General features: G+C 39.1%; 23 protein-coding genes. 11 read left to right on the forward strand and 12 right to left on the reverse strand.

The window, feature by feature from the left end; translation table 11 throughout:
* Nucleotides 1-59: 59 nt before the first annotated feature.
* From F7731_RS15185 to F7731_RS15205, 5 genes are all read left to right on the forward strand, one after another.
* Nucleotides 60-524 carry an NUDIX domain-containing protein gene (locus F7731_RS15185; RefSeq protein WP_151535658.1) on the forward strand — a complete coding sequence of 155 codons (465 nt, stop codon included), beginning with the start codon at nt 60-62 and terminating at the stop codon, nt 522-524.
* A gap of 22 nt (nt 525-546) precedes the next feature.
* Nucleotides 547-1,458, forward strand: a complete 912-nt coding sequence (locus F7731_RS15190; RefSeq protein ID WP_151535623.1) for a phosphotransferase family protein — start codon at nt 547-549, stop codon at nt 1,456-1,458.
* A gap of 92 nt (nt 1,459-1,550) precedes the next feature.
* Entirely contained in the window at nt 1,551-1,760 is a 210-nt protein-coding gene (locus F7731_RS15195) for a DUF5316 family protein (RefSeq protein WP_151535624.1), read from the forward strand.
* 197 nt (nt 1,761-1,957) lie between these two features.
* Nucleotides 1,958-3,328, forward strand: a complete 1,371-nt coding sequence (locus F7731_RS15200; protein WP_425482016.1) for a M28 family metallopeptidase — start codon at nt 1,958-1,960, stop codon at nt 3,326-3,328.
* An 850-nt stretch (nt 3,329-4,178) separates the two neighbouring features.
* Nucleotides 4,179-5,348: a DUF4317 domain-containing protein gene (locus F7731_RS15205; protein WP_151535626.1), complete on the forward strand. Its 1,170-nt coding sequence runs from the start codon at nt 4,179-4,181 to the stop codon at nt 5,346-5,348.
* A gap of 79 nt (nt 5,349-5,427) precedes the next feature.
* On the opposite strand, the gene F7731_RS15210 is transcribed toward F7731_RS15205, so the two are convergent.
* The 6 genes from F7731_RS15210 to F7731_RS15235 all read right to left on the reverse strand — a co-directional run bounded on the left by F7731_RS15210 (nt 5,428) and on the right by F7731_RS15235 (nt 12,684).
* The gene (locus F7731_RS15210; RefSeq protein WP_151535627.1) at nt 5,428-6,582 is read right to left on the reverse strand and encodes an ABC transporter permease; all 1,155 of its coding nucleotides are present in this window, start codon (nt 6,580-6,582) and stop codon (nt 5,428-5,430) included.
* An 11-nt stretch (nt 6,583-6,593) separates the two neighbouring features.
* Nucleotides 6,594-7,808 (reverse strand): ABC transporter permease, encoded by a 1,215-nt coding sequence (locus F7731_RS15215; protein WP_151535628.1) that lies wholly within the window; start codon nt 7,806-7,808, stop codon nt 6,594-6,596.
* 11 nt (nt 7,809-7,819) lie between these two features.
* The gene (locus tag F7731_RS15220) at nt 7,820-8,758 is read right to left on the reverse strand and encodes an ABC transporter ATP-binding protein (RefSeq protein ID WP_425482011.1); all 939 of its coding nucleotides are present in this window, start codon (nt 8,756-8,758) and stop codon (nt 7,820-7,822) included.
* Between the two features lie 340 nt (nt 8,759-9,098).
* Nucleotides 9,099-9,764: a response regulator gene (locus F7731_RS15225; protein WP_151535630.1), complete on the reverse strand. Its 666-nt coding sequence runs from the start codon at nt 9,762-9,764 to the stop codon at nt 9,099-9,101.
* The gene (locus F7731_RS15230) at nt 9,761-10,981 is read right to left on the reverse strand and encodes a sensor histidine kinase (RefSeq protein ID WP_151535631.1); all 1,221 of its coding nucleotides are present in this window, start codon (nt 10,979-10,981) and stop codon (nt 9,761-9,763) included. The genes F7731_RS15225 and F7731_RS15230 overlap by 4 nt, the downstream gene beginning before the upstream one ends.
* Nucleotides 10,982-11,139: 158 nt before the next feature.
* Entirely contained in the window at nt 11,140-12,684 is a 1,545-nt protein-coding gene (locus tag F7731_RS15235) for an ATP-binding protein (RefSeq protein ID WP_151535632.1), read from the reverse strand.
* A 392-nt stretch (nt 12,685-13,076) separates the two neighbouring features.
* On the opposite strand from F7731_RS15235, the gene F7731_RS15240 reads away from it, so the two are divergent.
* Genes F7731_RS15240 through F7731_RS15250 form a run of 3 tightly spaced genes read left to right on the forward strand, consistent with a single transcriptional unit; the run spans nt 13,077 to nt 14,966 of the window.
* Nucleotides 13,077-13,625, forward strand: a complete 549-nt coding sequence (locus F7731_RS15240; RefSeq protein ID WP_151535633.1) for a DUF1572 domain-containing protein — start codon at nt 13,077-13,079, stop codon at nt 13,623-13,625.
* Between the two features lie 14 nt (nt 13,626-13,639).
* Nucleotides 13,640-14,164 carry a GNAT family N-acetyltransferase gene (locus tag F7731_RS15245; RefSeq protein ID WP_151535634.1) on the forward strand — a complete coding sequence of 175 codons (525 nt, stop codon included), beginning with the start codon at nt 13,640-13,642 and terminating at the stop codon, nt 14,162-14,164.
* On the forward strand, nt 14,157-14,966 hold the full coding sequence (locus tag F7731_RS15250) for an AAC(3) family N-acetyltransferase (RefSeq protein ID WP_151535635.1): 810 nt from the start codon (nt 14,157-14,159) through the stop codon (nt 14,964-14,966). The genes F7731_RS15245 and F7731_RS15250 overlap by 8 nt, the downstream gene beginning before the upstream one ends.
* Nucleotides 14,967-15,026: 60 nt before the next feature.
* Here the strand turns inward: F7731_RS15250 and F7731_RS15255 are convergent, their stop codons facing one another.
* Nucleotides 15,027-15,944 (reverse strand): DsbA family protein, encoded by a 918-nt coding sequence (locus F7731_RS15255; RefSeq protein ID WP_151535636.1) that lies wholly within the window; start codon nt 15,942-15,944, stop codon nt 15,027-15,029.
* 18 nt (nt 15,945-15,962) lie between these two features.
* Nucleotides 15,963-16,277 (reverse strand): winged helix-turn-helix transcriptional regulator, encoded by a 315-nt coding sequence (locus tag F7731_RS15260; RefSeq protein ID WP_151535659.1) that lies wholly within the window; start codon nt 16,275-16,277, stop codon nt 15,963-15,965.
* A 205-nt stretch (nt 16,278-16,482) separates the two neighbouring features.
* On the opposite strand from F7731_RS15260, the gene F7731_RS15265 reads away from it, so the two are divergent.
* Nucleotides 16,483-17,655 carry an MFS transporter gene (locus tag F7731_RS15265; RefSeq protein WP_151535637.1) on the forward strand — a complete coding sequence of 391 codons (1,173 nt, stop codon included), beginning with the start codon at nt 16,483-16,485 and terminating at the stop codon, nt 17,653-17,655.
* A 45-nt stretch (nt 17,656-17,700) separates the two neighbouring features.
* Here F7731_RS15265 and F7731_RS15270 read toward each other — a convergent pair whose 3' ends face one another.
* From F7731_RS15270 to F7731_RS15285, 4 genes are all read right to left on the reverse strand, one after another.
* Nucleotides 17,701-18,177 (reverse strand): thioesterase family protein, encoded by a 477-nt coding sequence (locus tag F7731_RS15270; protein WP_151535638.1) that lies wholly within the window; start codon nt 18,175-18,177, stop codon nt 17,701-17,703.
* Nucleotides 18,178-18,226: 49 nt separating this feature from the next.
* On the reverse strand, nt 18,227-19,192 hold the full coding sequence (locus F7731_RS15275) for an L-carnitine dehydrogenase (RefSeq protein ID WP_151535639.1): 966 nt from the start codon (nt 19,190-19,192) through the stop codon (nt 18,227-18,229).
* Nucleotides 19,185-20,087 carry a beta-keto acid cleavage family enzyme gene (locus F7731_RS15280; protein ID WP_151535640.1) on the reverse strand — a complete coding sequence of 301 codons (903 nt, stop codon included), beginning with the start codon at nt 20,085-20,087 and terminating at the stop codon, nt 19,185-19,187. The genes F7731_RS15275 and F7731_RS15280 overlap by 8 nt, the downstream gene beginning before the upstream one ends.
* A gap of 321 nt (nt 20,088-20,408) precedes the next feature.
* Nucleotides 20,409-20,945: a GbsR/MarR family transcriptional regulator gene (locus F7731_RS15285; protein ID WP_151535641.1), complete on the reverse strand. Its 537-nt coding sequence runs from the start codon at nt 20,943-20,945 to the stop codon at nt 20,409-20,411.
* Nucleotides 20,946-21,228: 283 nt separating this feature from the next.
* Between F7731_RS15285 and F7731_RS15290 the strand changes: the two genes are divergently transcribed.
* Entirely contained in the window at nt 21,229-22,368 is a 1,140-nt protein-coding gene (locus F7731_RS15290) for a betaine/proline/choline family ABC transporter ATP-binding protein (RefSeq protein ID WP_151535642.1), read from the forward strand.
* A 57-nt stretch (nt 22,369-22,425) separates the two neighbouring features.
* Nucleotides 22,426-23,037 carry an ABC transporter permease gene (locus F7731_RS15295; RefSeq protein ID WP_281352551.1) on the forward strand — a complete coding sequence of 204 codons (612 nt, stop codon included), beginning with the start codon at nt 22,426-22,428 and terminating at the stop codon, nt 23,035-23,037.
* Nucleotides 23,038-23,045: the final 8 nt, after the last annotated feature.

Consider the following 23,045-nt stretch of genomic DNA (forward strand, 5'->3'; position numbering starts at 1 on the left):
TTAAAGAAAACCTGAAATGCAAAAATATGGGCTACAAGAATTGGAAGGAGCAATGGCACATGCATATTAGAAACTCAGCAAAAGCCATCATTATTAAAGAAGACAAGATCTTATTAACTAAAAATCAAGATGATGAAGGATATTTCTATCTTTATCCGGGCGGTGGTCAGGAACATGGGGAAACACTTCAAAATGCAATAATCAGAGAGAGTATGGAAGAGATTGGGGAGCAAGTTGAAATAAGAGAACTTCTCTACATACGGGAATACATTGGTAAGAACCATGAACATGCATCATCGGACTTTGAATTTCACCAGGTTGAATTTTATTTTGTATGCAGCTTAAAAAATGACGAAGTTCGAGGTATATTTCCTACAAATCCTGATAGCCATCAAGTGGGGATTGAATGGCTAAAGATCAACGAATTACCCCAGTATCGAATTTATCCGCGAGAATTAAGCAAAGTTATTTTTAATTATTCGAATGGGCAAAAGTCTCCCGTATATTTAGGGGATATAAACTAAAAAAACATGAAGGAATCCGCCTATGAACTTAACAAATGTAAAAATAGAAGAGTTGAAAAGTAAAATTCGTTATGTTTTAACCAATAAATTAAATTGGAAAATCAATGAAATAACCTTTTTAGCAAATGGTGTGATTAATGCGGTGTTTCTTGTAAAAGAAAAACATCTAGGGATGCTTGCTGTTAGAACGCCTTGGAGATCTGAAGAAAATATGATGGATAAACAGTCAAGCGGCATCATTTCAATAAAAAAAGAAGCTGCCATCTCTGAGTATTGCTACAAATTTCATATTCCAGTGCCAAAAGTGTATAAGCTCTATTTAAGTGATGACATCAATTTTTTAGTTTCTGAATATGTGCCAGGCGATGATCAAGGAATTTGCTCCTTCGATATAGGAGAACTAACATCTCAAATACATAAAGTACCAGTAGATGGACTATCCATTATAGATCAAAAAGAGAAAACATTATCCAGCATAATTGTTCAAAGAATTACAGAACGAGCTCAAAATCTTAGTCAATTAATAAACTCGAAGATTATTATTCCTGAATCAGAAGAAATGGAATCGATTCTAATTACTACACAAAATAAAGACTGCCTACTTCACCTTGATGTAAGGCTGCCAAATTTAATTGGGAAAAATGGCAAGATTCAAGCAATACTAGATTGGGATAATGCTTTTATTGGCGATCCTATAATGGAACTAATGCGGATTTCTGAGACACAGGAACTGAAGGAAGAAGAGTTTTTAAAAGGGTGTCGGGACGTAAATTTAATTGAAAACACTAATGAAATTATCCAATCAATCTATCGTTTAGATACAGCGTTAATGCTATCCATCTTATTTATTTCGTTCATTCATGATCCGGATCGAAGAGATTATTATCTCAAACGTGTTCATTTTCTAAGCGAAGAAATAATGAAAGGAACATAAATAGAGAGAAAAAATATGCTGCAAATGGGACCAAAGTTGATTCGCAACAGCTCTATCCAGTTCAAGTTTAAGAGACTGAAGGAGGAGATGAAATGGCGCAGTTCTTTTTTATAGTAAGTGTTGTATGCATAGCCATCTCAGGTGTTTTTATCGGTGCATGGACGGACGGACAGCAGCAAAGAGCAAATTTTCATACAGAAACAGACAATGATAGGAAAATCAGAACTAAAGTAGGGCTATATTCTGGTCTAGCAGGGCTAGTATTTTTAGGCATGGCTATTTTCATTTACTTTTTATCGTAGATCAATAAGCAGTAAGTACTATTATGTTAGGTAGGAAAGGCATTAAGCAGTGATACTTTCTTCCTAAATTTAATATACATTATTATCTGAATATTAGGAATTAATCCTCTTACTACTATTTTCCATCCCGTCTATACTTATCTTGCTATTAGCAATCTATTAATATTTGGGAGGTTACTATGAAGAGAAATCGTAAAATGCCAAAAGTATTAGTAACGGTTTTAACTGCTTCGCTTGCTTTCGGATCTGTTGGGTATGCTGCACCAGCTATTGGAGAAAGTGGAAAATCCGCTTATTCTCAAGATCAAAAAATCGTAGCAAGAGTAGATGCAGAACGCGCAATTGAGCACATCAAATATTTATCGAAGGAAATAGGAACAAGGCCAGGCGGTTTGGAAGCTGAGAAAAAATCGGCTGACTATATTGCTCGTACCTTAAAAAGCTATGGTTATGATGTAGAATATCAATATTTTCCTGTCGATGACCAATACATAGCAAATGTGGCTCTTCCAGATGGTAAGGTGTGGGAAATGAGTGCTGCTGTAAATGGAGTAATCAGTGATACGGCGGTAAAAGCAGAGGTTGTCTTTGTAGAAGGGGGAACGAACGCCAACGATTTTACCGATGTCAGCGGAAAAGTAGTTCTTATGGAAAGAGCATCGTCTACAGCTGATTACCGAGCTCAGGTAGAAAATGCCGTTCAAGCTGGAGCTGCTGGTGTTGTTCTTCAAAGTTTAGTAGGAAGCCGCGGAAATTATGGCCAGGCATTTAATCCAAGTTTAGCTAAGAAATATGATGTTCCAGTCTTTGGATCGGCTTATATCCAAGGTGAATGGCTGAAGGAGCAGATGAAAAAAGGAACCGTAGAAATCAGTTTAACGGCAAAACATTATTCAAACCTCCAATCAGTGAATGTCATTGCGACAAAAAAGGCTAAATCTAAGGATGAAAATGTAAAAGAAGTCATTCTCGGCGCTCATCATGACAGCGTAGTTGGCGCTCCAGGAGCGAATGATAATGCCTCAGGTGTAGGCTTGATGCTTGAACTAGCTCGTGTATACAAAGGTTATAATACTGATAAAACATTGAAATTTATTGCTTTTGGTTCAGAGGAAAGAGGTTTACTTGGCTCTAAGTATTATGTAGAACAGCTAAGCCAGGAACAAAGAGATCAAATCGAAGCGGTTTTTGTTCCTGATATGGTTGCCACCAATTATGACAAAGCGAAAAATCTTTATGCAATGACCGTCGATGGAAGCACGAATATTGTAACCGATTCAACTACTGCTGCAGGTGCCCGCTTAGGGAATTCTGATATTCTGCCTGGAACTTTTGGTTCAAGTGATCATGTGTATTTCCATCGAGCAGGAATCCCAGCAGCCCTATTCATCTGGATGGGAATCGACAGCTGGGACCCGCTCGTTTACCATATCGAAAAGGTTTATCATACACCACAAGATACGATTGAAGATAATATCTCAGCCGAAAGAATGCAGTCTGCTTTAGACATCATTGGATCGGGGCTATTCGATGTTGTAAGGAAGAAGGTTCCTGGAAATAATAAATAAATGAACTGTTTAAGGTTTCATGAAAGATAACTGCCCTGTAGGGGGAGCTATCCGGAAAGTCAGTTTAGCCTGATTTTCTGGATAGCTTCTTTCATCTAATAATCATAATAATTAACCATCATAAGGGCTACGACGGACATGAACACGTTTCGCAAGGTTATCTCTCAAAATGAGCACCATGAACGCCTCATAGACCGCGTTTCCCAAGGTAATCTCTCAAAACGAGCACTATGACCGCCTCATAGAACGCGTTTTCCAAGGTAATCTCTTAAAATGAGCACTATGACCGCTTTATAGAACGCGTTTCCCAAGGTAATCTCTCAAAATGAGCACTATGAACGCTTCATGGAACGCGTTTCCCAAGGTAATCTCTCAAAACGAGCACTATGAACGCTTCATAGAACGCGTTTCGCAAGGTAATCTCTCAAAATGAGCACTATGACCGCTTCATGGAACGAGTTTTTCCTGATCACCGTCAAAAACGAGCACCATGCCCGCTTCATAGAACGCGTTTCCCAAGCTTATCTCTCGAAACGAGCGCCATGACCGCTTCATAGAACAAATTCTTCTTGGTCACCGCTCAAAACGAGCACTATGCCTGCTTCATGGAACGAGTTTTTCCTAATCACCATCTAAAATGAGCGCCATGCCCGCTCCATAGCATGACTTTTCAAGGTTACCTACAAAAACAGACCTCATTTTTATTTTTACTTTCCTAAAATTTATCCATTATAAAGACTTTTCAAACTTCTCTTCTTTTGTATGTAATTGACTTTTTCCTCATTCCTTAAAAGAACCAAATTGCTTATAATTGAATAACAACCTAAACAGCTTAGGAGTTGGACTATTTATGAACAAAAAAGACGTAGCAAATATTCGTAAGCAATTCAAATTGAATAATGATTTAATGAAAATCACCGACATCTTTAATGTCTATATAAGAAAAGAAAGCAGCGAGATTTATCATCAAGAAAGTCAGCCGTTTCAAATACTAGACCAGGAGCAGCAAGAGTTATTTTTGAGTAACTTCAAGAAGGTTTTAACTGGTCAACTGGACGTGAAATTATTTGAAGTCAAGTTTCGGCGTGAGGCCGAAGACCACAGCCAGCACATTCTTTTTAATGGTTTGCAAACGAGTGATGTAGAAGAATGGAATGAGCAAATGCTTCTTATTATTGAAAAAATGTTTAAAGATGTTCAATATGAGATGGACATTGTCGTGACGTTCATTCGTGGGGAATATTTTAAAGCAACGAAAAGAAATAATGAAGAGGCTGAAGTGAGTAGTCGTGATGAAGTGTATTCACATCCTTTTATTCTCTGCAGTATGAATCGAACCGTTCAGCCGAAAAGAACTTTAGTGTTTGATTATATCGAGAAGGAATTTAAGTCTAGTATTGAAGTTGATTCTATTATCAACCTCGCTTCTCCGGTGGGAGGTTTTCTGTTCCCGAGCTTTACTGATAATTCAGCTGATGTAAACCGTGTTCTTTATTCCGCTGGAAAGCCGAACGAGCCGGATATCCATTTTATCGAGACAGTCTTGAATGGTGAAGATATTATGACTGCTCAAGAAGATAAAATTGTCTTCGAGGAAATTGTTAAAGATGTGGTAGGAGACCAGGTTGACGCTTCCACGCTTGCCAATGTGTATGAAGAAATCAATCGGATGATGGACGAAGAGGAAGAAGAAGACACCCCAACATTGGATTATAAAGACGTTGAACGTGTATTAAAGGTGAGTGGAGTGGAAGATGTTGACACGGATAAGGTCGAAATGGCGTTTAAAAAAGTAATCGATGACGAGAGTTACGAGCTGAAAGCGAGTAGCATTGTCCCGAATTACACATCGAAATCGATTAAAATCGAAACGAAGGTCGCAAAAATTTCTATTAGCCCACAAGATTTAAAGTATGTGAGACAAGTGAACTTCAATGGCAAACGTTGTATATTAATCGAAGTTGATGAAGATACGATGATCGAAGGCTTTAAATTGATTCCGGAAACGCTTTTGAACTAATGATATCGGCCAGAATTCGAATATATCGGTCACTTTCAAAAAAGTATCGGGGTTGATCTATAATCAACCCCAAACCCACTCATTCATACCGAACCCTCGACAATCCAACTGTAAAAAACACCACCGCAAAACAAAGCAATATGAGAACCGGGGTAAGAATATCCGCTACCGCTCCGCCTCCAGCATTTAATTCCGTAAATCCTTTGATCGCCCAAGATTGTGGGACAAAATTGGCCATCGTTTGCATAAAGCCAGGCGTAATGCTAGTAGGCCAGTAAACGCCGCCAAGCATACAAGTGGAGACGATAATGAGTGTGCCGATTGCATTTTGCTGTTCGGCTGTTTTAGCAAAGGCAGCAATGGCCAGAGCTAATCCCACGACAGCTAACAGCAACGAGCTAATAAGAATAAATAACCCGATGGGATTGCCCCACTTCACATCAAAAAGGACCGAGGACATAACCATTAGTAAGAAAAATTGAATCCAGCCGATCGTAAAAAACGAAAGGAAATAGCCGAACATCACTTGAAATTTTGTGACAGGGGTTGTAAATAACCTTGACCAGATCCCCATATTTCTTGCCTCAATGAATACGCCGGTTACGGAAAGGATCATCATCATGACGAACATGATGGAAAAGCCTGCTGAACTATAAGACATTCTGTTCAACACATTTACACTTGCATCATCGCTGGATGAAACCTTAGTTAAGACCCTCTGATCTTCAGCACCAATGGCAAGCTTTTGATAAAGATCATTCCAATTCTCTCCACTATATTGACTTCCTGTTTGTGCAGAAGAGATTTGCAAGCTCATTGTAAGTACAGCGTCATTCAGCATTTGCTTAACGATTGGTGCGACCGTGCTGCTTGGCAAGTGTTGAAAGGTAATCTCCGGTTTTTGCTGCTGAATGAGCCGATCGGCAAGGCCCTTTTTTATTGTAAAAATTCCTTGAATCTCCTGCTGTTTAAGCAGTTCGGCTCCTTCAGATTCTGTACTAATATGGTAGGTGATCAACTCATTTTTCTTTATCTGAGTAATGAGCTGCTTTGATAACTCTGTCTCATCTTCATCAACAATGCCCATTTGAATCGTCTGATCTGCATTGCCGCCAAACAGACTCCCGAATAGGAAGGTAAAAATGAGCGGCATGGCAAACATCAATAAGTATGCAGATGGATTTTTGAATGTACGTTTTAATTCGAACAGACAGATGGCTATGATTTTTCCCATTTATATTCCTCCTAAACAGCCTTTTGGCGCAAGCGCATCGTTCCAACGATAATCGATACGATGCCAAACATGGCTAATGTAATGGCTGGTGCCACTAGTGAGACCCAGGTCGTTCCGGACATAATATTAGTAAAACTCGTTAATGCCCAGGAATTAGGGGTGATCATCGCAATGTTTCGCATGAGGCTTGGAAAGACAGAAATCGGGAGCATGGATCCGCCAAGTAAGGCAAAAATTTGCACACCAATTCCGCCAAGTGTATCGGCCATCTTTTCGCTCGATGTGAAAGCCGCCACAACCATGGATAGTCCTGATACGGCAAAGCTATAAATAAAAGCGATAAAGATCATTTGCAGAAGATTAGTTCCCCAGCTAACGCCCAACACGAAATGAGTCGCCGCCATGAAAATAAGAAATTGGAAGAAGGCAAAAAATAATGTGCCTAGAAATTTTCCTAATAAAATGGATCTGCTGCTTGCTTGCGTCATCATCAATCTTGCTAATGTGTTTGTATTTCGTTCTTGATGAAAAGACTTTCCTCCGTGCATGGCATTAAATAATAGGAACATCGCAGCCATTGCAGCAGCATAGTACTGCATCGAAGACACATCCTTTTCACCAACTGGTAAATCTTGAACGACATCCTGTTGAATCTGGAAAACCTTATTCATGTTTTCCAGAAGGTCTTTTTGTACCATTTCTGGCTGAAATAGACTGCCATTTGCAGCGGCAGCAACCGCTAAATCAGTCATTATTTCCTTTGTTGACAGAGTGATTGTTTGCGCCGTCTGGGCAAAGGATTCTGTTATTTGCTGAACAAAGGCCGCATCCAAGTCCTTTCCTGCGACAGGTAGAATCAAGACGGGGCTACTTGTGTCATTAGTGAAACTCTCTTCCCATTTGCTCGGAATTATGATTCCTACTTCTACCTGTTCCTTTTCGATCCATATTTGCAGTTCATTTTGGGAAGTGGCTTGTTGAATAGTTAAGGAGTCACTCAATTCATTAGACAAAACATCATTAATAAATGTTTTTGCTAAAGCACCGTCATCCCCAGCATAAACACCTAAAATCATTTTAGGCATTTCGCTATCACCCATCACTCCTTTGAGGGCTGATCCTAGTATAGCTGTCAAAAGGATAGGCATGAAGATCATCATGAGAAGGGCTTTTTTATCTTTTAATCGAAGCTTTAAATCCTTCGCTGCAATCATGAACATTTTCATTCTATTCACCTCTAATCCCGTAACGTGCGTCCAGTTAATTGTAAGAACAATGTCTCTAAATTTGGCTCCCGAAGCTGAATTTGCTGCAGCTTTATACCCGACTTATTCGAAAGCAGAACAATATCAGCCAGCAAATCTTTATTATTTTGCAAAATAACTTCAATGTTTGTCTCTTGATCGACCTTTACATTTTCAACCTCTTCTAGAGCTTTTAGCTGCTCCAAAAACTTAGGTTTTACTTGATCTGCCAAAAGCTGAAGCACTGTACCTCCGGAAATACGGCTGCACAGCTCTTTTTTCGATCCACTGGCAATTAATTGACCATGATCAATAATGGCAATCCGCTTGCAGAGAAATTCGACCTCTTCCATATAATGACTTGTATAAATAACCGTCATTCCTTGTTCATTTAAGCTTTTTACCGTCTCTAAAATATGGTTTCTTGACTGCGGATCAATGCCAACCGTCGGCTCATCCATTATAAGCAGCTCAGGCTTATGCATTAAAGCAGCCCCAATATTAATGCGCCTTTTCATCCCGCCTGAAAACGTTGCGATTTTATCCTTCGCCCGGTCGGTAAGCCCAACTAATTCGAGTACTTCCTTCGCTCGAGTTTTTGCTTCTTTGTTTTTTAAACCGTACATTCTGCCCCAAAAAATTAAATTATCGATCGCAGACATCGTCGGATAAAGAGCGATATCCTGAGGGACAACCCCAATTTTCTTTTTAACTAATTGTGGATTGTTTTTAACAGAGAGGCCATCGACGAAAATATCGCCTTCCTGATAGGGAATGAGTCCGCAAATCATGGAGATGGTTGTTGATTTTCCAGCCCCGTTCGGTCCAAGTAAGCCGAAAGCCTCTCCTTTTTCAATGTTCAGAGTAATTCCTTTCACCACTTCATGTTCACCGAACCTCTTTTTTACATTCGACAGTGTTAGCACTTGCATCCGCCTCCTTTAACTATCTTCATTCTATTCGGAAGCGGCAAATCATCCATCTAGCTGGCGATAGAATTTTTGCCACAAAAAAACGGCATCCATATGCCGTTGTTCATGCTCCTCTATGCAAAAAGTCATAATCAAATTCGCCTTGGCGTATTTGCGCCCAGATTTACCTGAGCGCGTTCGATAAAAATCTGAGGCATCCGCCGGAGGCTTTACTTTATTCAGCCAAGTTTAAATCCTGCAGAATTGTATCCCTATTTGCATTAAATTCTCCACCTAAAAAGGTGGGGAACTTCTGCTCCTGCCGCTACACTTTCGTCGCAACAAACATTGCTGAATAAAGTTAAAAGGTTGTAATGCCGTAACGAACGGCGAAAATAGCTGCCTGTGTACGATCTCTAAGCTCAAGCTTCTGAATAATATTCGAAACATGATTCTTCACTGTTCCTTCTGTAATGAATAGGCGATCAGCAATTTCTTTATTATTTAGACCTTGCCCAAGCAGGCGTAATACTTCTAGCTCACGGCTCGTCAATTCACTAAGGGAAGAGGGTGGGAGATGATCGGAGCTCCGCTCTTCCTTCATTTGCCTCATTCTTAACTCTGTTAACACGTCTGTGGTAAAATCCTTCGGCAGGACAACGCCACCATGATGAACAGTTAATATCGCCTGAACGATCGTGTCAGTTGACATATCTTTTAATAAATACCCGCTTGCTCCTTCTTCTAAAGCGTCAAATATGTATTCACTGTCACTAAAGGTTGTTAACATTAGCACCTTGATTTGCGGGGCTTTTTCCCTTAATCGCCTTGTTCCTTCAACGCCATTCACATTAGGCATCCGAATATCCATTAAGACGATATCGGGCATGAGAGCTAAAGCTTTTTTCAATGCATCGGCTCCGTCGACTGCAGAACCAATGACCTCAATTCCCTCCCGAAGGTTTAATAATGAACCTAATCCTTCCCTTATTAACGGCTGATCATCTACAATCATGACCTTGATCATTTCATCACCTCATGGGAGCTCCATTGAACACGTTTAAGCGGAAAAGAAATTGAAATCGCGAACCCTTTTCCTGCCGAGCTTTTAAATTGCACATTTCCTCCGTGCTCGAGCACCCGTTCCTTCATATTAATTAGTCCAAAGCTTGGCACAACATTTTCAGTTCCTTTCCCGTTATCCTCCAGTTCAATATGGACAGAATCTTGCGAAATCTGCATGGATATGTGGCATAAATTAGCGGAACCATGACGCTTCGCATTCGTTAAAGCTTCTTGGATAATTCTTTTGATCGTTGGCTGTAGGGAAAGGGGGACAGATGTTGGATCACCGATGAATTCTAAATTCGTTTCCAGTCCGGTTAAATTTGAAAATACATCCATTATATCACGTAATACATGCAAAAATGAGACGTTCATCTGCTCCTCCTCTTTCAAAGTGCGGACAGAGAGACGAATTTCATGAAGAGAGTCTCGCGTCAATTTCTCACATGTATGCAAAATAGCTTTGCTTTTTTCAGGATCAACCGCTACCATTTCATTGGCCAATTGGAGCTGAACGAGCAAGGCTGTCATTTTATGACCGACTGTATCATGAATCTCACGTGCAATTTGATTTCGTTCGCGAATAACGGTTAATTGCTCTACTTGCTTCGAATATTCACTTAACTGCTGATGGGCATCTTTAAGGGCGTCATGAGAGTCATTCAACTGCTGAAATTGACTGTCAATCGTTTCTCTAGCGGTCTGTAAATGGCGGATTAGGCTTCCTACAATTGCCCCATAAACAATAAACATCATATTTAATACATTATCAGATAATGAAAATGTGCCTAATAAATAATACCTTTGAAGGCTAATCACAGCCCAAACAAGGAAGAAGGCAACTGAAAACCATTTTAAAATCCGACGATTGGAGAAAAACAGGAAGACCGTTGTTGAAATCACACCAAAAAATATTAAATATAAATTAGAGCTTGACGGAAATAATGCGCCAAACCCTGTACTCAGCAGCATATCAATCGCTGTACAGAATACTCTTACTCTCGCATTTTCTATGGAGATTTGTAGAAGATGATTCCCAACAAAAAGAATCATCGCACAAATAATATATGCAAGCTTCCAAGTTTCATGAGGATCTACAAGTTGAAAAAAGTAACTGCTTAACAATATGAACATGACGACTCTTATAGAGGTAAGTAAAATAAAAAATAAATTTTTCAAAACGAGATCCTCCTGTACTTAGGCCGTCCTCATCTTTGTTAACGGAATGGCAGAATAAGAGGATGGCCTAATTGATAGTCATTTGGCAAAGGCATTGTTCCATTGTGATTGGTTTAATATATCATTCTCTATATGCATGTATTTTCCTTCACATAAGATTAAGAAGCGCAAGAATCTTCCTTAACCTTTGGTGCATCGTCCTTGAACGTAGGAATTTGAATTTCCACTTGTGTTCCGATGCCTGGTGTGCTTTGAATAGAGATGTTCCCATGATAGGAGTCAATGATTCGCTTACAGACAGTTAACCCGATCCCTGATCCGTCTTTTTTCTTTGTGAAAAACGGATTGAATATTTTACTAAGTTCATCTTTTGGAATTCCAATCCCGGTATCTTTTACGATAATAAAGCAACAAGCTGAATGGTTTTCAATTGAAATAGAAAGAAGGCCGCCGTCAGGCATAGCATGTAAGGAATTCTTGCTCAAGTTGAGAATGACTTGTTTGACATGATCCTTCACACAAGAAATAGTAACGTCATCTTTTGAATAGGAGATAGATAGATCGATATTCATGTAATTCGCTTCAGATTGCAAAATCGGTTCAATCTCTTTTAAGATTTCATTCATATTATATGTATTTAATGTGTATGCTGTGGGCCGGCCAAGAAAAAGCAGTTCACTTACAATGGCATTAATTCGAATGATTTCATTTTGAATGACATCAAAATAATATTGTGCTTTTTTATCGTGATATTCTTCACTTAATAGTTTGACAAGTCCGCTAATACCTGTCAGAGGATTTCTTATTTCATGAGCAGTACTTGCTGCGAGATTCCCAATCATCTCCATTTTTTGGTATTCAAACTGCTCGCGTTCTAATTTCCCTTTCCATTTTAAACGTGCATTATAAATTAATAGAAGGAGAATATTTGTGATTACGAAAATGGAAAATAAGTAGTAAAGAAACGTTTTTTGTCTCAATTGCTGATCTTCAAAGCTCACACCTGCTGTTACGGTCCATGGAATATGCTCTAATTTCAGATCATAAGTTATCAGTGAGTGATCTGGATCGACGGAACCCGCTTGAACGATGGTTTCTCCTTGTTGATCCGTTATCGTAATTCTTTCGTTAGTTATTAAAGTTTCGATACTTTTTTCTAATTCATCTAAACTTACATTAGTAAGAAGCACACCCAGCAAATGATCATTTGTGATAACAGGGCTGGCGAGTGAAAAGATAGAGTTTCCTGTGACACGACTTATAAGCGCGTTAGAAACACTCGTCTTCTTCTTCGTAATGGCTTCATTAAAAAAAGCGCGATCACCAATATTTACTAAGGTATATGGTGAAGTTGAACTAATTAAGATATCCCCTTTAGCATTTGTCCAATAAAATCCAGAAAAGCGATCATCTGTCTTATGTGTTTCTTTTAAAATTTCCTCTACATTGTTTAGATTATAATGTTGAACCTTTATTAATGTCGCCAGCATTTCAAGACGTCCAATCGTTTCCCCGATAAAATTATCAATGTTTTTTGCTTGAAGATTAGCACTCCAATGTGCTTTATCAATATACTCTTCTTCATAGTCCTTCATTTCTTGTTCAGTCAATACGAAGCTAATCAATAAGGATGGCACCGCAGTGAAAATCAAATAAATGAGGAAAGTTGTTAACTTTAATTTAGTAGTTCGTGTATGCATCATCTGTTCTTCCCCTTTATCGCTCAAACTGCTTTTTTATCTATATAAATATCTGTTCTTTGGGAAATTTAGCATGGATGGTGGGCTTGTAAACATTATTTCTAGTTTAACAGTGTTGCAAAAGGTCCCAATTGTAATAATAATAAATTATTTAATAGGAAGGTTCAATAGGAGGACTAGGGATGAAGTAATACTAGCTGATTTGCATCAATCAGGAAAATACACATATGTAAGTATGTAGTAACGAAAAGAGCGGCTCTAAAGAATAATATGATAAAAAGCGAACAATAACTAGGTAATTAGATTTATACACTTCTATTAAAGTGCATAAATAGTCGCTTTGGTATAGAATGAATTAATAAATAATTTAAATAATTCCTTTTGGAGGATGAATAATGAGCTTTGAAAAAGAGTATTTAAGAATTGTCATAGAACGCTTTTTAAGTATGAAAGAGCTCGGGGATAAGACAATTAGTCAACTATCTGAAGAAGACATACATTGGGCTTTTAATGAAGAGTCGAATAGTATTGCTATTATTGTTAAACATGTAAGCGGAAACATGGTATCTAGATGGTCGGATTTTTTAATTTCGGATGGAGAGAAGCCTGATAGAAACCGTGAACAGGAATTTATTGATGATATTTCTTCTATAGCTGGATTAATTGAAATCTGGGATAAAGGCTGGGATATCTTTATAGGAACTTTAAAGAATTTAACTGAACAGGATCTAATGAAGAAGGTGTATATTCGCGGTGAAGGTCATTTCGTCATTGAAGCGATTGAAAGGCAAGTTGCTCATTACGCCTATCATGTAGGCCAAATCGTTTATATCGGCAAACAATTAAAAAATCAAAATTGGAAAAGTCTTAGTATCCCAAAAGGGAAATCTGCAGAATATTTACAGCAAATGCAGCAAAAACATGGTCAATTAAATAATGAATGATAGAGGGTTATTTAATGTTCATTGAGACAGACCGATTAATTATACGAGATTTTGAGTTTAAAGATTGGCATGCAGTATACAAGTATACATCAGATACTACTGTGATGAAATATATACCCGAAGAGGTCTTTTCGGAAGAGGATGCAAAAGAGTTTATTATGAAAAATATCGGTAAAAAAGCTGAAAAGTTTCCGGTAATTGTAAAGGATGAAAAGATCCTAATCGGTCATATGGTGTTGGAAAAATACTTTGGGGAGCATACGTATGAGATCGGCTGGGTGTTTAATCCAGATTACCAGAATAAAGGATATGCTTCAGAGGCAGCAAAAGCGATGTTGAAGTTTGGCTTTGAGAAAATGAAGTTACATAGAATCGTAGCAACATGTCAGCCTGAAAATACTCCATCCTATCGGGTAATGGAGAAAATAGGCATGAGAAGAGAAGGCTACTTCAAGAAGTGCATCCCCAAGGGGAATGAATGGTGGGATGAATATTATTATGCCATTTTAGAACAAGAGTGGGGAGAAAGCGATGAGTGAAGCTAGCGTAATTAATCAATTAGAAACACCTAATACAAGAACTAGTTTGCGAAGAGATCTGGTGAGTCTTGGCCTAAAAAAGGGAATGGTTGTCATAGTCCATTCGTCCTTAAGCTCACTCGGCTGGGTTTGTGGCGGACCTGTAGCCGTTGTTCAAGCTTTAATGGATACAGTTGGGGAAGAAGGAACCATTGTGATGCCTACGCAAACGGGAGATCTTTCCGATCCATCCGAATGGCAAAGGCCGCCCGTACCGGAGGAATGGTGGTCCACGATTCGTGAAGAGATGCCTGCCTATGATCCTCAAATTACACCTTCAAGAGGAATGGGGAAAACTGTTGAAACGTTCAGAACCTTCCCAGAAGTAAAAAGAAGCTTGCACCCCATGTATTCATTTGCAGCTTGGGGAAAACATGCAGGGTACATACTATCTGAGCAGTCTTTAGAAGAAGGATTTGGTCTATCGTCCCCATTAGCAAAAATTTATGAATTAGATGGGTATGTTTTATTACTTGGTGTACAGCATGATAGCAATACTTCGTTGCATTTGGCAGAACATGCAATCGTTAATCGGAAAAAGGTTCAAAAAGGATCTGCCTTATTTGAAAATAATGAACGTGTCTGGAAAACGTATGAAGAGATTTTATACGATGCCGATCCATTCGAAGCTTTAGGGAAAGAGTTTGAAGAGAGCTATTCAATAAATTGTTCGAAAGTAGGGTTGGCGACAAGTAAGTTCATGAGACAAAGGCTGCTTGTTGATTTTGGGCGTGAATGGCTGAAAACGGAAAATAAAAAATAGAATAAAGGAAATATAGAAGCCTCGATATAGTTGTTTTAGCCAATCGAGGCTTCCGTATTCTTATTTTTTCTCAAAATATATTTCCCCAAGAATTTCCTTAGCTACATACTCATTCGGAGAAAGCTCTTTTTCTACAAAGGTTTTGACTTCATTTTGTTCAAGATCATACATAACCTCAATTTCTTTAGAGAATAAAAGAGTCTCTTGTTCAAGCAGGCTTCCGAATAAAGGGAGCGATTTTGCTTGAAGGCTGTCGATAGAGAGGGATTGTTCCAGTCCCTTCACATAGTATTCTAACGGCCTTGCCCCAACAATCTTTACCCCTTTGTTCTCCTCGTTTACCATAATGATTGTAGGAAATCCGCGTACTCCGAGTGACCTAGCGAGAGCGAAGTCTTGATCTAACAGTTGCTGACCAACTGACGAGTTCGCTTCCTTTACGATTATTTTTCCGTCAAGACCGATTTGATTTACAAGGTCAATTAGAACTTCCTCATCTGAAATCGTTTGATTAAAGGCAAAAACCGCTTCTCTTGCTCGGCGCAAGAAAGCCTTTGCTAAATTTTCATCCTGCTGCTGAATAACTTTAAATACTCGTGATGGGGTATAGGAGGAATGAACTGGATTCGTCAGCCATAATGATCCGTCAATCGGCATCCGGGAATGTTCACCGACTTCTCTCCAGTGTCCAGCAACATCTGCGGGGCTGCTAATTCCATTTTTCACATCAGCAAATCCATCCCAGCTTTCAAGCAGCCCGCCCATGACAGTATGAAGTTCAATATACTGGCCATACTGCATTTCAAATCTTCTTAAAACAGGCTCAAGTGCCCAGCAATGAGAGCAGATCGGGTCTGTTACATAGTAAAGTTGAATCTTTTTTTGCGGAAGATTTAAATCAATCATTTGCATTTCTTCTTCGCCAGCTTCTCCACAAATGCCAGTCGTTAAATCACATATCATATTATTTTTGCTCATGAATATCTCCCCATTTCCTTATTCATTTTTAAATTGCAAAGCCCATTTTTGGATGGGTTCAAGGGCGGCAGTTAAGGAGCGCCCCTTTTCTGTCAGTTCATAAATAATCGTTACCGGGGTTTCAGCTATTACTTTTTTTTCGATTAGACCGTACTCCACTAATTCAGACAGTTTTTGGGATAGGGCTCTTGGAGTGATGTCTGAAAGATCCCTTTTTATATCCGAAAATCGTGCTGAGTTGTTTGGGCAAAGTGATAAGTAATGAATGATTAATCCATTCCACTTTTTCCCTAATATTTGAAAAGAATATTCTAAATAGGGACAGACGTTAATAAGAATCACCAACCTTTATATCCAGTATATATGATATAAAAAATATATCAAGTATAAAAAGTATATAAATTAAAAAGGCTAATCCTTTAAATGCTAAAAAGTGAAAATCCAAAAAAATTCATCAATAAATATTCTTGGAATTCCCTCTTGTATTATGCCAAATTAATCGTTAACATGGGAAAGGTACTTTAGGAGGTCTTTCTTTATGAATAAACGTGTGTATTTATTGGCCATTGTCTCGTTTGTTGTCGGGATGGTGGAATTAATTATAGGTGGATTACTTGATTTAGTGGCGAATGATTTAGAGGTAAGTCTTGGCCAGGCCGGCTTCCTGATGACAGTCTTTTCGTTGGCATTTGCAATAGCTGCGCCTATTTTGTTAACGGTGACTCAAAAAGTGGATCGCAAACGGCTAACCTTAATTACTTTAGCCGTATTTTTATTGGGGAATGTCATTGCTGTATTTAGTATAAATTATAGTATTTTATTAGTAGGTCGTATTATTTCGGCATCAAGCGGTTCATTGCTTATTGCTTTATGCTTAACGATGGTGCCTAGCCTTGTAGATGAGAAATATCGTGCTAGAGCCCTTTCAGTAGTTTTCATGGGGGTTGGCGCCTCCCTTGTACTAGGAATTCCAATTGGACTTATGCTCGGTAACGCATTTGGCTGGCGTGCTCCTTTTGTGTTGATCTCCATCCTGACGATTATTTCGATGGCGGGAGTGCATTTCTTCTTAGGAAGCATCCCACCGAAGCCAGCGATCCCCATTGGGATGCTGCTACGCACTTTGAAAAACCGAAAAATATTATTCGCCCAGCTAACATCCATTATTTTTCTCGCAGGGTATTTAACGTTTTATGGCTATTTGACTCCATTTTTAAAAATGAAAATGGGATTGGATGGCACGTGGGTAAGTATCGTTTATTTAATTTTCGGGGTTGCAGCGGTAGCTGGTGGAGGAATTGGAGGCATGCTGGCTGATCGTTTTGGTCCAAAGACGACGATTCTATCCGTCATTTCTATCTTCGGTGTTTCTATGTTTTTAATTCCGATTACGACTTTTTCTTTACCTGTTTTCTTAATCTTATTAGTGATTTATAGCATGCTAAGCTGGGCGATCACACCAGCCATGCAAAGCTTTCTAATTGAACTATCGCCTGAAGCCTCTGATATTCAGCAAACCTTAAATAATTCTGCTGTTCATACAGGGATTGCTTTAGGCTCAATGATTGGAGGCATTGTGATTGAGCAGGCCTCTGTGGAACTAAACCCAATAATTGGCGGCGTGTTCATCATTATTGCCTTGATGACCGCATTTCTCTCAATGGCTAAAAGTGGCCGAGAGGATTATTCTTCTCAAGAAACGATGAAATAAAGGAAATGTCTGCCTCTTCCAACATGATGTGGCAGACATTTCTTTTTATTTTCTTCGTATTCCTATTTTACTGCCAGCTTCTTTAGGTTTTGGGAGAATTAACTGTTCTTTTGACAACTCCTCAATTTTTGATAGAATCTTCTGAGGAAATGGAGCAGGGAGACCTTTATTCATGTCAATCCCCATTAGCATTTGTTCACTCGTTGCAAGTCGCTCACCATCCTCATTTTCCATAACGAAAAAAACATGCAATCGTCTCGAATCAAAATCCAGCAGCTGTATGGTGATGAAAAGTCTTTGTCCTTGGCAAGCTTCCTTTAAATAGCATAAATGTGTTTCTAAAGTGTATATCGAATATTGGTATTCTCCACGAAAGTTTGAATCTATTCCGAGCTCAATCATAAATTGGTCAACGGCTTTACTAAATACGATGGCATAGGCAGCATCTGTCATATGTCCATTATAGTCAATCCATTCTTTACGAACATTTTCTAATAAAAGCTGGTTAGCATTAGTGCTCATCTTGGAACCTCCGACTATAGAAAAATGGGTCGATTCGTTTTAAAAAAGTTCAATATTTATTTCCAATTACCTTAGTATCAGGCCAGTATTTTTTCAGTAATTGCATCAGTTCGATGAGGAAATCATCACGCCTTTGCTCGTATTCAGCAATAGTTGATCCGGTTGTTTGTTGTTCGCACCCATCAATGACTTTACTTTTAAGCGTTTCTGTTAGCTCGGGTGCTACTAGTTTCGTCCAGGGAAGTTTCAATGCAGGGCCAAATTGTTCCAGCATATGCTTCATTCCTTGTTCGCCACCAGCGAGATGTAATGTTAAGAAGGGACCCATAAGTGCCCATCGTAACCCCGGACCATAGACAATGGCTGCATCTATTTCTTCGGTCGTTGCTACGCCATCATTGACAAGATGGAGGGCTTCTCGCCAAATGGCTTCCATCAGTCTGTCAGCGATATGGCCTTCAATTTCAGTCGAGATCAGTAACGGTTTCATAAAAATAGACTGGTAGAATTCATTCGCTATTTTCATCGTTTCTTTTGATGTTTTTTCCCCGCCGACAAGCTCAACGAGTGGGATTAAGTAAACAGGATTGAATGGATGGGCAACAATGACTCTTTCCGGATGGAGGCAGTCATGCTGAAGAGTGCTTGGCTTTAATCCCGATGTACTTGATGCAATAATCGCGTCTAGCTTTGCGTACCGAGCAATTTCAGATAAAACCTTTCTTTTTAAATCCTCTCGTTCAGGTACATTTTCTTGAATAAGATCAGCATCCATGACAGCTTTTGCTACATCAGGCTCAAACTTTAGGCGTGCTTTTGAGGCTCCTTCAGCTAGACCCTGTTTTTCTAAAGTTGGCCAAACTTGATCAATCATTTTACGCGTACGAATTTCGGCATCTTTGGCCGGATCTGTAGCAATTACATCCAATCCATTAGCGAGAAATCTGGCTATCCAGCCATTCCCAATGACACCTGTACCAACTACCGTGATTTTCTTGATTGTTTTGTTAGCCATGTGTTTCTGCGTTTCCATTCGGATTTTTTAAACCTAAATGTTCTCTTGCTTCTTGAGGGGTCATCGGATCTACTCCGAGAATATTTAAGGTAGATACAACCTTATCCACTAATTGGGCGTTCGTTGCTAACACCCCTTTATCAAGATATAAATTATCCTCAAGCCCTACACGAATATTTCCGCCAAGCAGTATTGACTGTATCGCGATTGGCAACTGCATCCTTCCAATTCCAAAAGCTGACCAATGTGCATTTTCCGGTAGTTTATCTTTCATATATAGAATCGTTTCAACATCTGCATCTGCCCCCCACGGAATGCCAAGACAGAACTGGAACAATGGATCCCCGTCAATTAGCCCTTCATCAATCAATTGTTTAGCGAAACGCAAATGTCCAGTATCAAAGCATTCTAGTTCAGGCTTAACCCCGCTTTGCTGAATAAGACGTGCCTGTTCACGAAGCCATTCTGTTGGACTAATGTAAAGCTGATCACCAAAATTCATACTTCCACAATCGAGTGTACAAATCTCGGGCAATAGTAGTCCAACTGGTTCATGACGTTCCTGAGGTGTCTGCATATCTGTTCCCGGTCCACCTACGATTGGATTTTGTTCACTAGGGATCCAATCGCCGCCCCCTCCAGCAGTAATATTAAGAACAACATCCGGATCAGCCTCTCGTACCCTTTCTACTACTTCTTGAAAAAGGTCCAGATCATGGCTGATCTGACCAGTTTGCGGATCGCGGACATGAATGTGAGCAATCGCCGCGCCAGCTTTAGCTGCTTCAATAGCTGAATTAGCAATTTCCTCAGGCGTAATAGGGACATAGGGACTTTTCTTTGTCGTATCTCCGGCTCCAGTAATGGCACAAGTGATGATGACATTTTTACGCATTTTTTTAAATCCTCCCATTTTAGTGACATTAATTCCATAATATTCGGAGCGTTTACTGTGTATGAACAACTCATGACAAGCGATTTAGATCCTTTATCGAAAAATGCTACCTATGCCCCGTTCATGAAGGTCGTTTTAGAAGCCACCATCGAAAAACGCTAACCATAAGTGTTTATGAGGTTCGTTTTAGCTGTCATCATCAAAAAACACCAACCATGACCCATTACCAAAGTCCGACGATGATTAAGTTATACAAAAAAATAAAAAAAAGAAAATGAGTGGTTTCATTTTCTTTTTTGCGGTATTCATTATTTTGCATGGCTATGGCTTTGGAACATGTTTAAAGATTTCCCCGCTATCAAAGAATTCTACTAAGCGGCTAAGCCATTGGTAGTAATCAAGCCATTCCTTCGTTTCTTTCAGCAGAGTATTTATTTTTTGCTCTGTCTCATCATCGATTACGCTATTTTCGAGTATGTCATTTAATTCGACAGAAAGCTTTTTCTCGAATGATTTGTTCCTATTGATTGTTTTCCGCCAGTTTGAAGTAAACAAAGAAATAAAGGTTTGGTAATAATCCTGTTCTACATTATATAAATCTTTCCGGACTCCTTTTTCAAAAACCTTATCGGCAATATTCAGATCGACCATTTCTCGAACAACTTGACTCATTCGGGTTTTACTCATCCCTGTTTCAGCCGATAATTCGTCGAGGGTCATCGGCTTTCTATTTATATAAATAATTCCGAGTACACGTCCAACTGTCGAGGAAACACCGTATGCATGCATATTTTCTGCTATTTTTTCGATAAATTGATCTTCAATATGCTTGATTTTTAAAAGAGACTTTTCCACCATAACGATCATCCTTCCAATCGCTAACTTACATAGTCACTGTAACATATTTTTCTTAAATCGGTAAATGAGGATCAGGCAGTATAAGGGAAGATATTGGAGCATTATTAAGAAAAATAGATTATCAGTATTGGTCAGGTATTAATACGTGCAAATATCGTGCAATACGTACAGTTTATAAACTTTTTATTTTACAAAGTTCACAATATAATAGAAGAGTAACGAAATTTTTTGAATATTTCACAAAAAAGCTACAATCTCATTTAATTATTTGGAGGTGCGTTAAATGCTGAAATTTGATCATGTTTCAAAAACTTATAAAGGAGGGAAAAAAGCAGTAAGCGATTTATGCTTAGACTTTAAAAAAGGAGAGTTTATTGTATTTATTGGCCCGAGCGGCTGTGGAAAAACCACTACGATGAAAATGATAAACCGCTTAATCGAGCCGTCTGAAGGAAGCATCTATATTGATGGAGAGAATATTATGGACAAAGATCCTGTCCAGCTTAGACGAGAGATTGGCTATGTTATCCAGCAAATAGGTTTGTTTCCGCATATGACGATTCAAGAAAATATTTCGCTCGTCCCCAAATTATTAAAATGGCCAGAGGAAAAACGCCGTTCTCGGGCAAGGGAATTATTAGAGCTTGTGGACATGACTCCAGATTATTTAGACAGATTTCCACATGAACTAAGTGGGGGGCAGCAACAGCGAATTGGGGTTTTACGGGCCCTTGCCGCTGATCAGCCTTTGATTTTAATGGATGAACCATTTGGAGCCCTAGATCCAATCACTCGAGATTCCTTACAGGAAGAATTTAAGAAATTACAAAAAAAACTAGGAAAAACGATTGTGTTTGTCACCCATGATATGGATGAAGCACTGAAGCTCGCTGATAAAATTGTGATCATGCGTAACGGACAATTAGTCCAATGTGGGACACCTGACGAAATTCTGCTTAATCCGGTAAATGAGTTTGTCGAGGAGTTTATCGGAAAAGAACGGTTAGTACAGGCAAGGCCAAACATACAAACCGTTAAACAAATTATGAATCCTAATCCGATTACGATTTCAAGGGATCGCTCTTTATCAGAGGCCATACAGCTGATGAAGTATCATCGCGTTGACTCCTTGCTTATTATTAATGAAAAACGTGAACTCAGGGGATATATTGATGTCGAAATGATTGATCAAAACCGCAGGAAAGCAAGCTTTGTTTCTGACGTCTTTGAAACAAATCTCTTAACTGTCAATCAAGATACACTTGTTCGAGATACCGTTCGTAAAATCCTGAAAAAAGGAATGAAATATGTTCCCGTTGTAGACAATCAGAAGCGGCTTGTTGGAATTGTAACGAGAGCTAGTCTTGTAGATATTGTCTATGACTCTATTTGGGGAGAAGATGACTTATCCCAATCTGTATAAAAGGAGGGAAAAGCTTTGGGAGATATTTTTACATTTTTTCATAGTTATGGTTCTGAAATGCTGTTTAAAACATGGGAGCATTTATATATTTCGTTAATTGCTGCAGCTTTAGGAATATTGATAGCCGTTCCGCTTGGAATTGCCCTTACTCGTGTCCCGAAATTGGCAGGTGCAGTAATGGGAGTATTAGGAGTCATCCAAACATTTCCTAGCTTTGCTATTCTCGCTTTTTTTATTCCTATTCTAGGTGTGGGTAAAGTCCCAGCCATTATTGCTTTGTTTTTCTATTCAGTCCTACCTATCTTGAGAAACACGTATACAGGAGTTCAAGGTGTGAAAAGAAGCTTGCTTGAAGCTGGCCGCGGGATGGGTATGACTGGGTGGGAAAGAATTCGGTATGTGGAATTGCCGCTTGCGATTCCTGTCATCATGGCGGGAATCCGGTTATCCACTGTTTATTTGATCGGATGGGCAACGCTGGCATCCTATATTGGTGCTGGCGGACTAGGTGATTATATTTTTAGCGGTCTAAATTTATATCAGCCAGAATTCATTATTGCAGGAGCGATACCAGTAACAATTCTAGCATTATTAACGGATCTTCTTTTAGGGAGGATTGAGGAGTGGGTAACTCCTAAAGGAATCATGAAGATGAAGGAAGCTGCTTAGAAAGGGGA

The organism is Cytobacillus depressus (assembly GCF_008923245.1).
GTDB lineage: Bacteria > Bacillota > Bacilli > Bacillales > Cytobacillaceae > Cytobacillus > Cytobacillus depressus.

Coding starts and splice junctions, on each gene's coding strand:
- F7731_RS15250 (WP_151535635.1), top strand. CDS start 14,157: ATGAGTGAAGCTAGCGTAATTAATCAATTAGAAACACCTAATACAAGA.
- F7731_RS15295 (WP_281352551.1), top strand. CDS start 22,426: ATGCTGTTTAAAACATGGGAGCATTTATATATTTCGTTAATTGCTGCA.
- F7731_RS15290 (WP_151535642.1), top strand. CDS start 21,229: ATGCTGAAATTTGATCATGTTTCAAAAACTTATAAAGGAGGGAAAAAA.
- F7731_RS15210 (WP_151535627.1), bottom strand. CDS start 6,582: ATGGGAAAAATCATAGCCATCTGTCTGTTCGAATTAAAACGTACATTC.
- F7731_RS15215 (WP_151535628.1), bottom strand. CDS start 7,808: ATGAAAATGTTCATGATTGCAGCGAAGGATTTAAAGCTTCGATTAAAA.
- F7731_RS15240 (WP_151535633.1), top strand. CDS start 13,077: ATGAGCTTTGAAAAAGAGTATTTAAGAATTGTCATAGAACGCTTTTTA.
- F7731_RS15235 (WP_151535632.1), bottom strand. CDS start 12,684: ATGATGCATACACGAACTACTAAATTAAAGTTAACAACTTTCCTCATT.
- F7731_RS15200 (WP_425482016.1), top strand. CDS start 1,958: ATGCCAAAAGTATTAGTAACGGTTTTAACTGCTTCGCTTGCTTTCGGA.
- F7731_RS15185 (WP_151535658.1), top strand. CDS start 60: ATGCATATTAGAAACTCAGCAAAAGCCATCATTATTAAAGAAGACAAG.
- F7731_RS15220 (WP_425482011.1), bottom strand. CDS start 8,758: ATGCAAGTGCTAACACTGTCGAATGTAAAAAAGAGGTTCGGTGAACAT.
- F7731_RS15225 (WP_151535630.1), bottom strand. CDS start 9,764: ATGATCAAGGTCATGATTGTAGATGATCAGCCGTTAATAAGGGAAGGA.
- F7731_RS15190 (WP_151535623.1), top strand. CDS start 547: ATGAACTTAACAAATGTAAAAATAGAAGAGTTGAAAAGTAAAATTCGT.
- F7731_RS15275 (WP_151535639.1), bottom strand. CDS start 19,192: ATGGCTAACAAAACAATCAAGAAAATCACGGTAGTTGGTACAGGTGTC.
- F7731_RS15265 (WP_151535637.1), top strand. CDS start 16,483: ATGAATAAACGTGTGTATTTATTGGCCATTGTCTCGTTTGTTGTCGGG.
- F7731_RS15205 (WP_151535626.1), top strand. CDS start 4,179: ATGAACAAAAAAGACGTAGCAAATATTCGTAAGCAATTCAAATTGAAT.
- F7731_RS15255 (WP_151535636.1), bottom strand. CDS start 15,944: ATGAGCAAAAATAATATGATATGTGATTTAACGACTGGCATTTGTGGA.
- F7731_RS15280 (WP_151535640.1), bottom strand. CDS start 20,087: ATGCGTAAAAATGTCATCATCACTTGTGCCATTACTGGAGCCGGAGAT.
- F7731_RS15195 (WP_151535624.1), top strand. CDS start 1,551: ATGGCGCAGTTCTTTTTTATAGTAAGTGTTGTATGCATAGCCATCTCA.
- F7731_RS15285 (WP_151535641.1), bottom strand. CDS start 20,945: ATGGTGGAAAAGTCTCTTTTAAAAATCAAGCATATTGAAGATCAATTT.
- F7731_RS15270 (WP_151535638.1), bottom strand. CDS start 18,177: ATGAGCACTAATGCTAACCAGCTTTTATTAGAAAATGTTCGTAAAGAA.
- F7731_RS15245 (WP_151535634.1), top strand. CDS start 13,640: ATGTTCATTGAGACAGACCGATTAATTATACGAGATTTTGAGTTTAAA.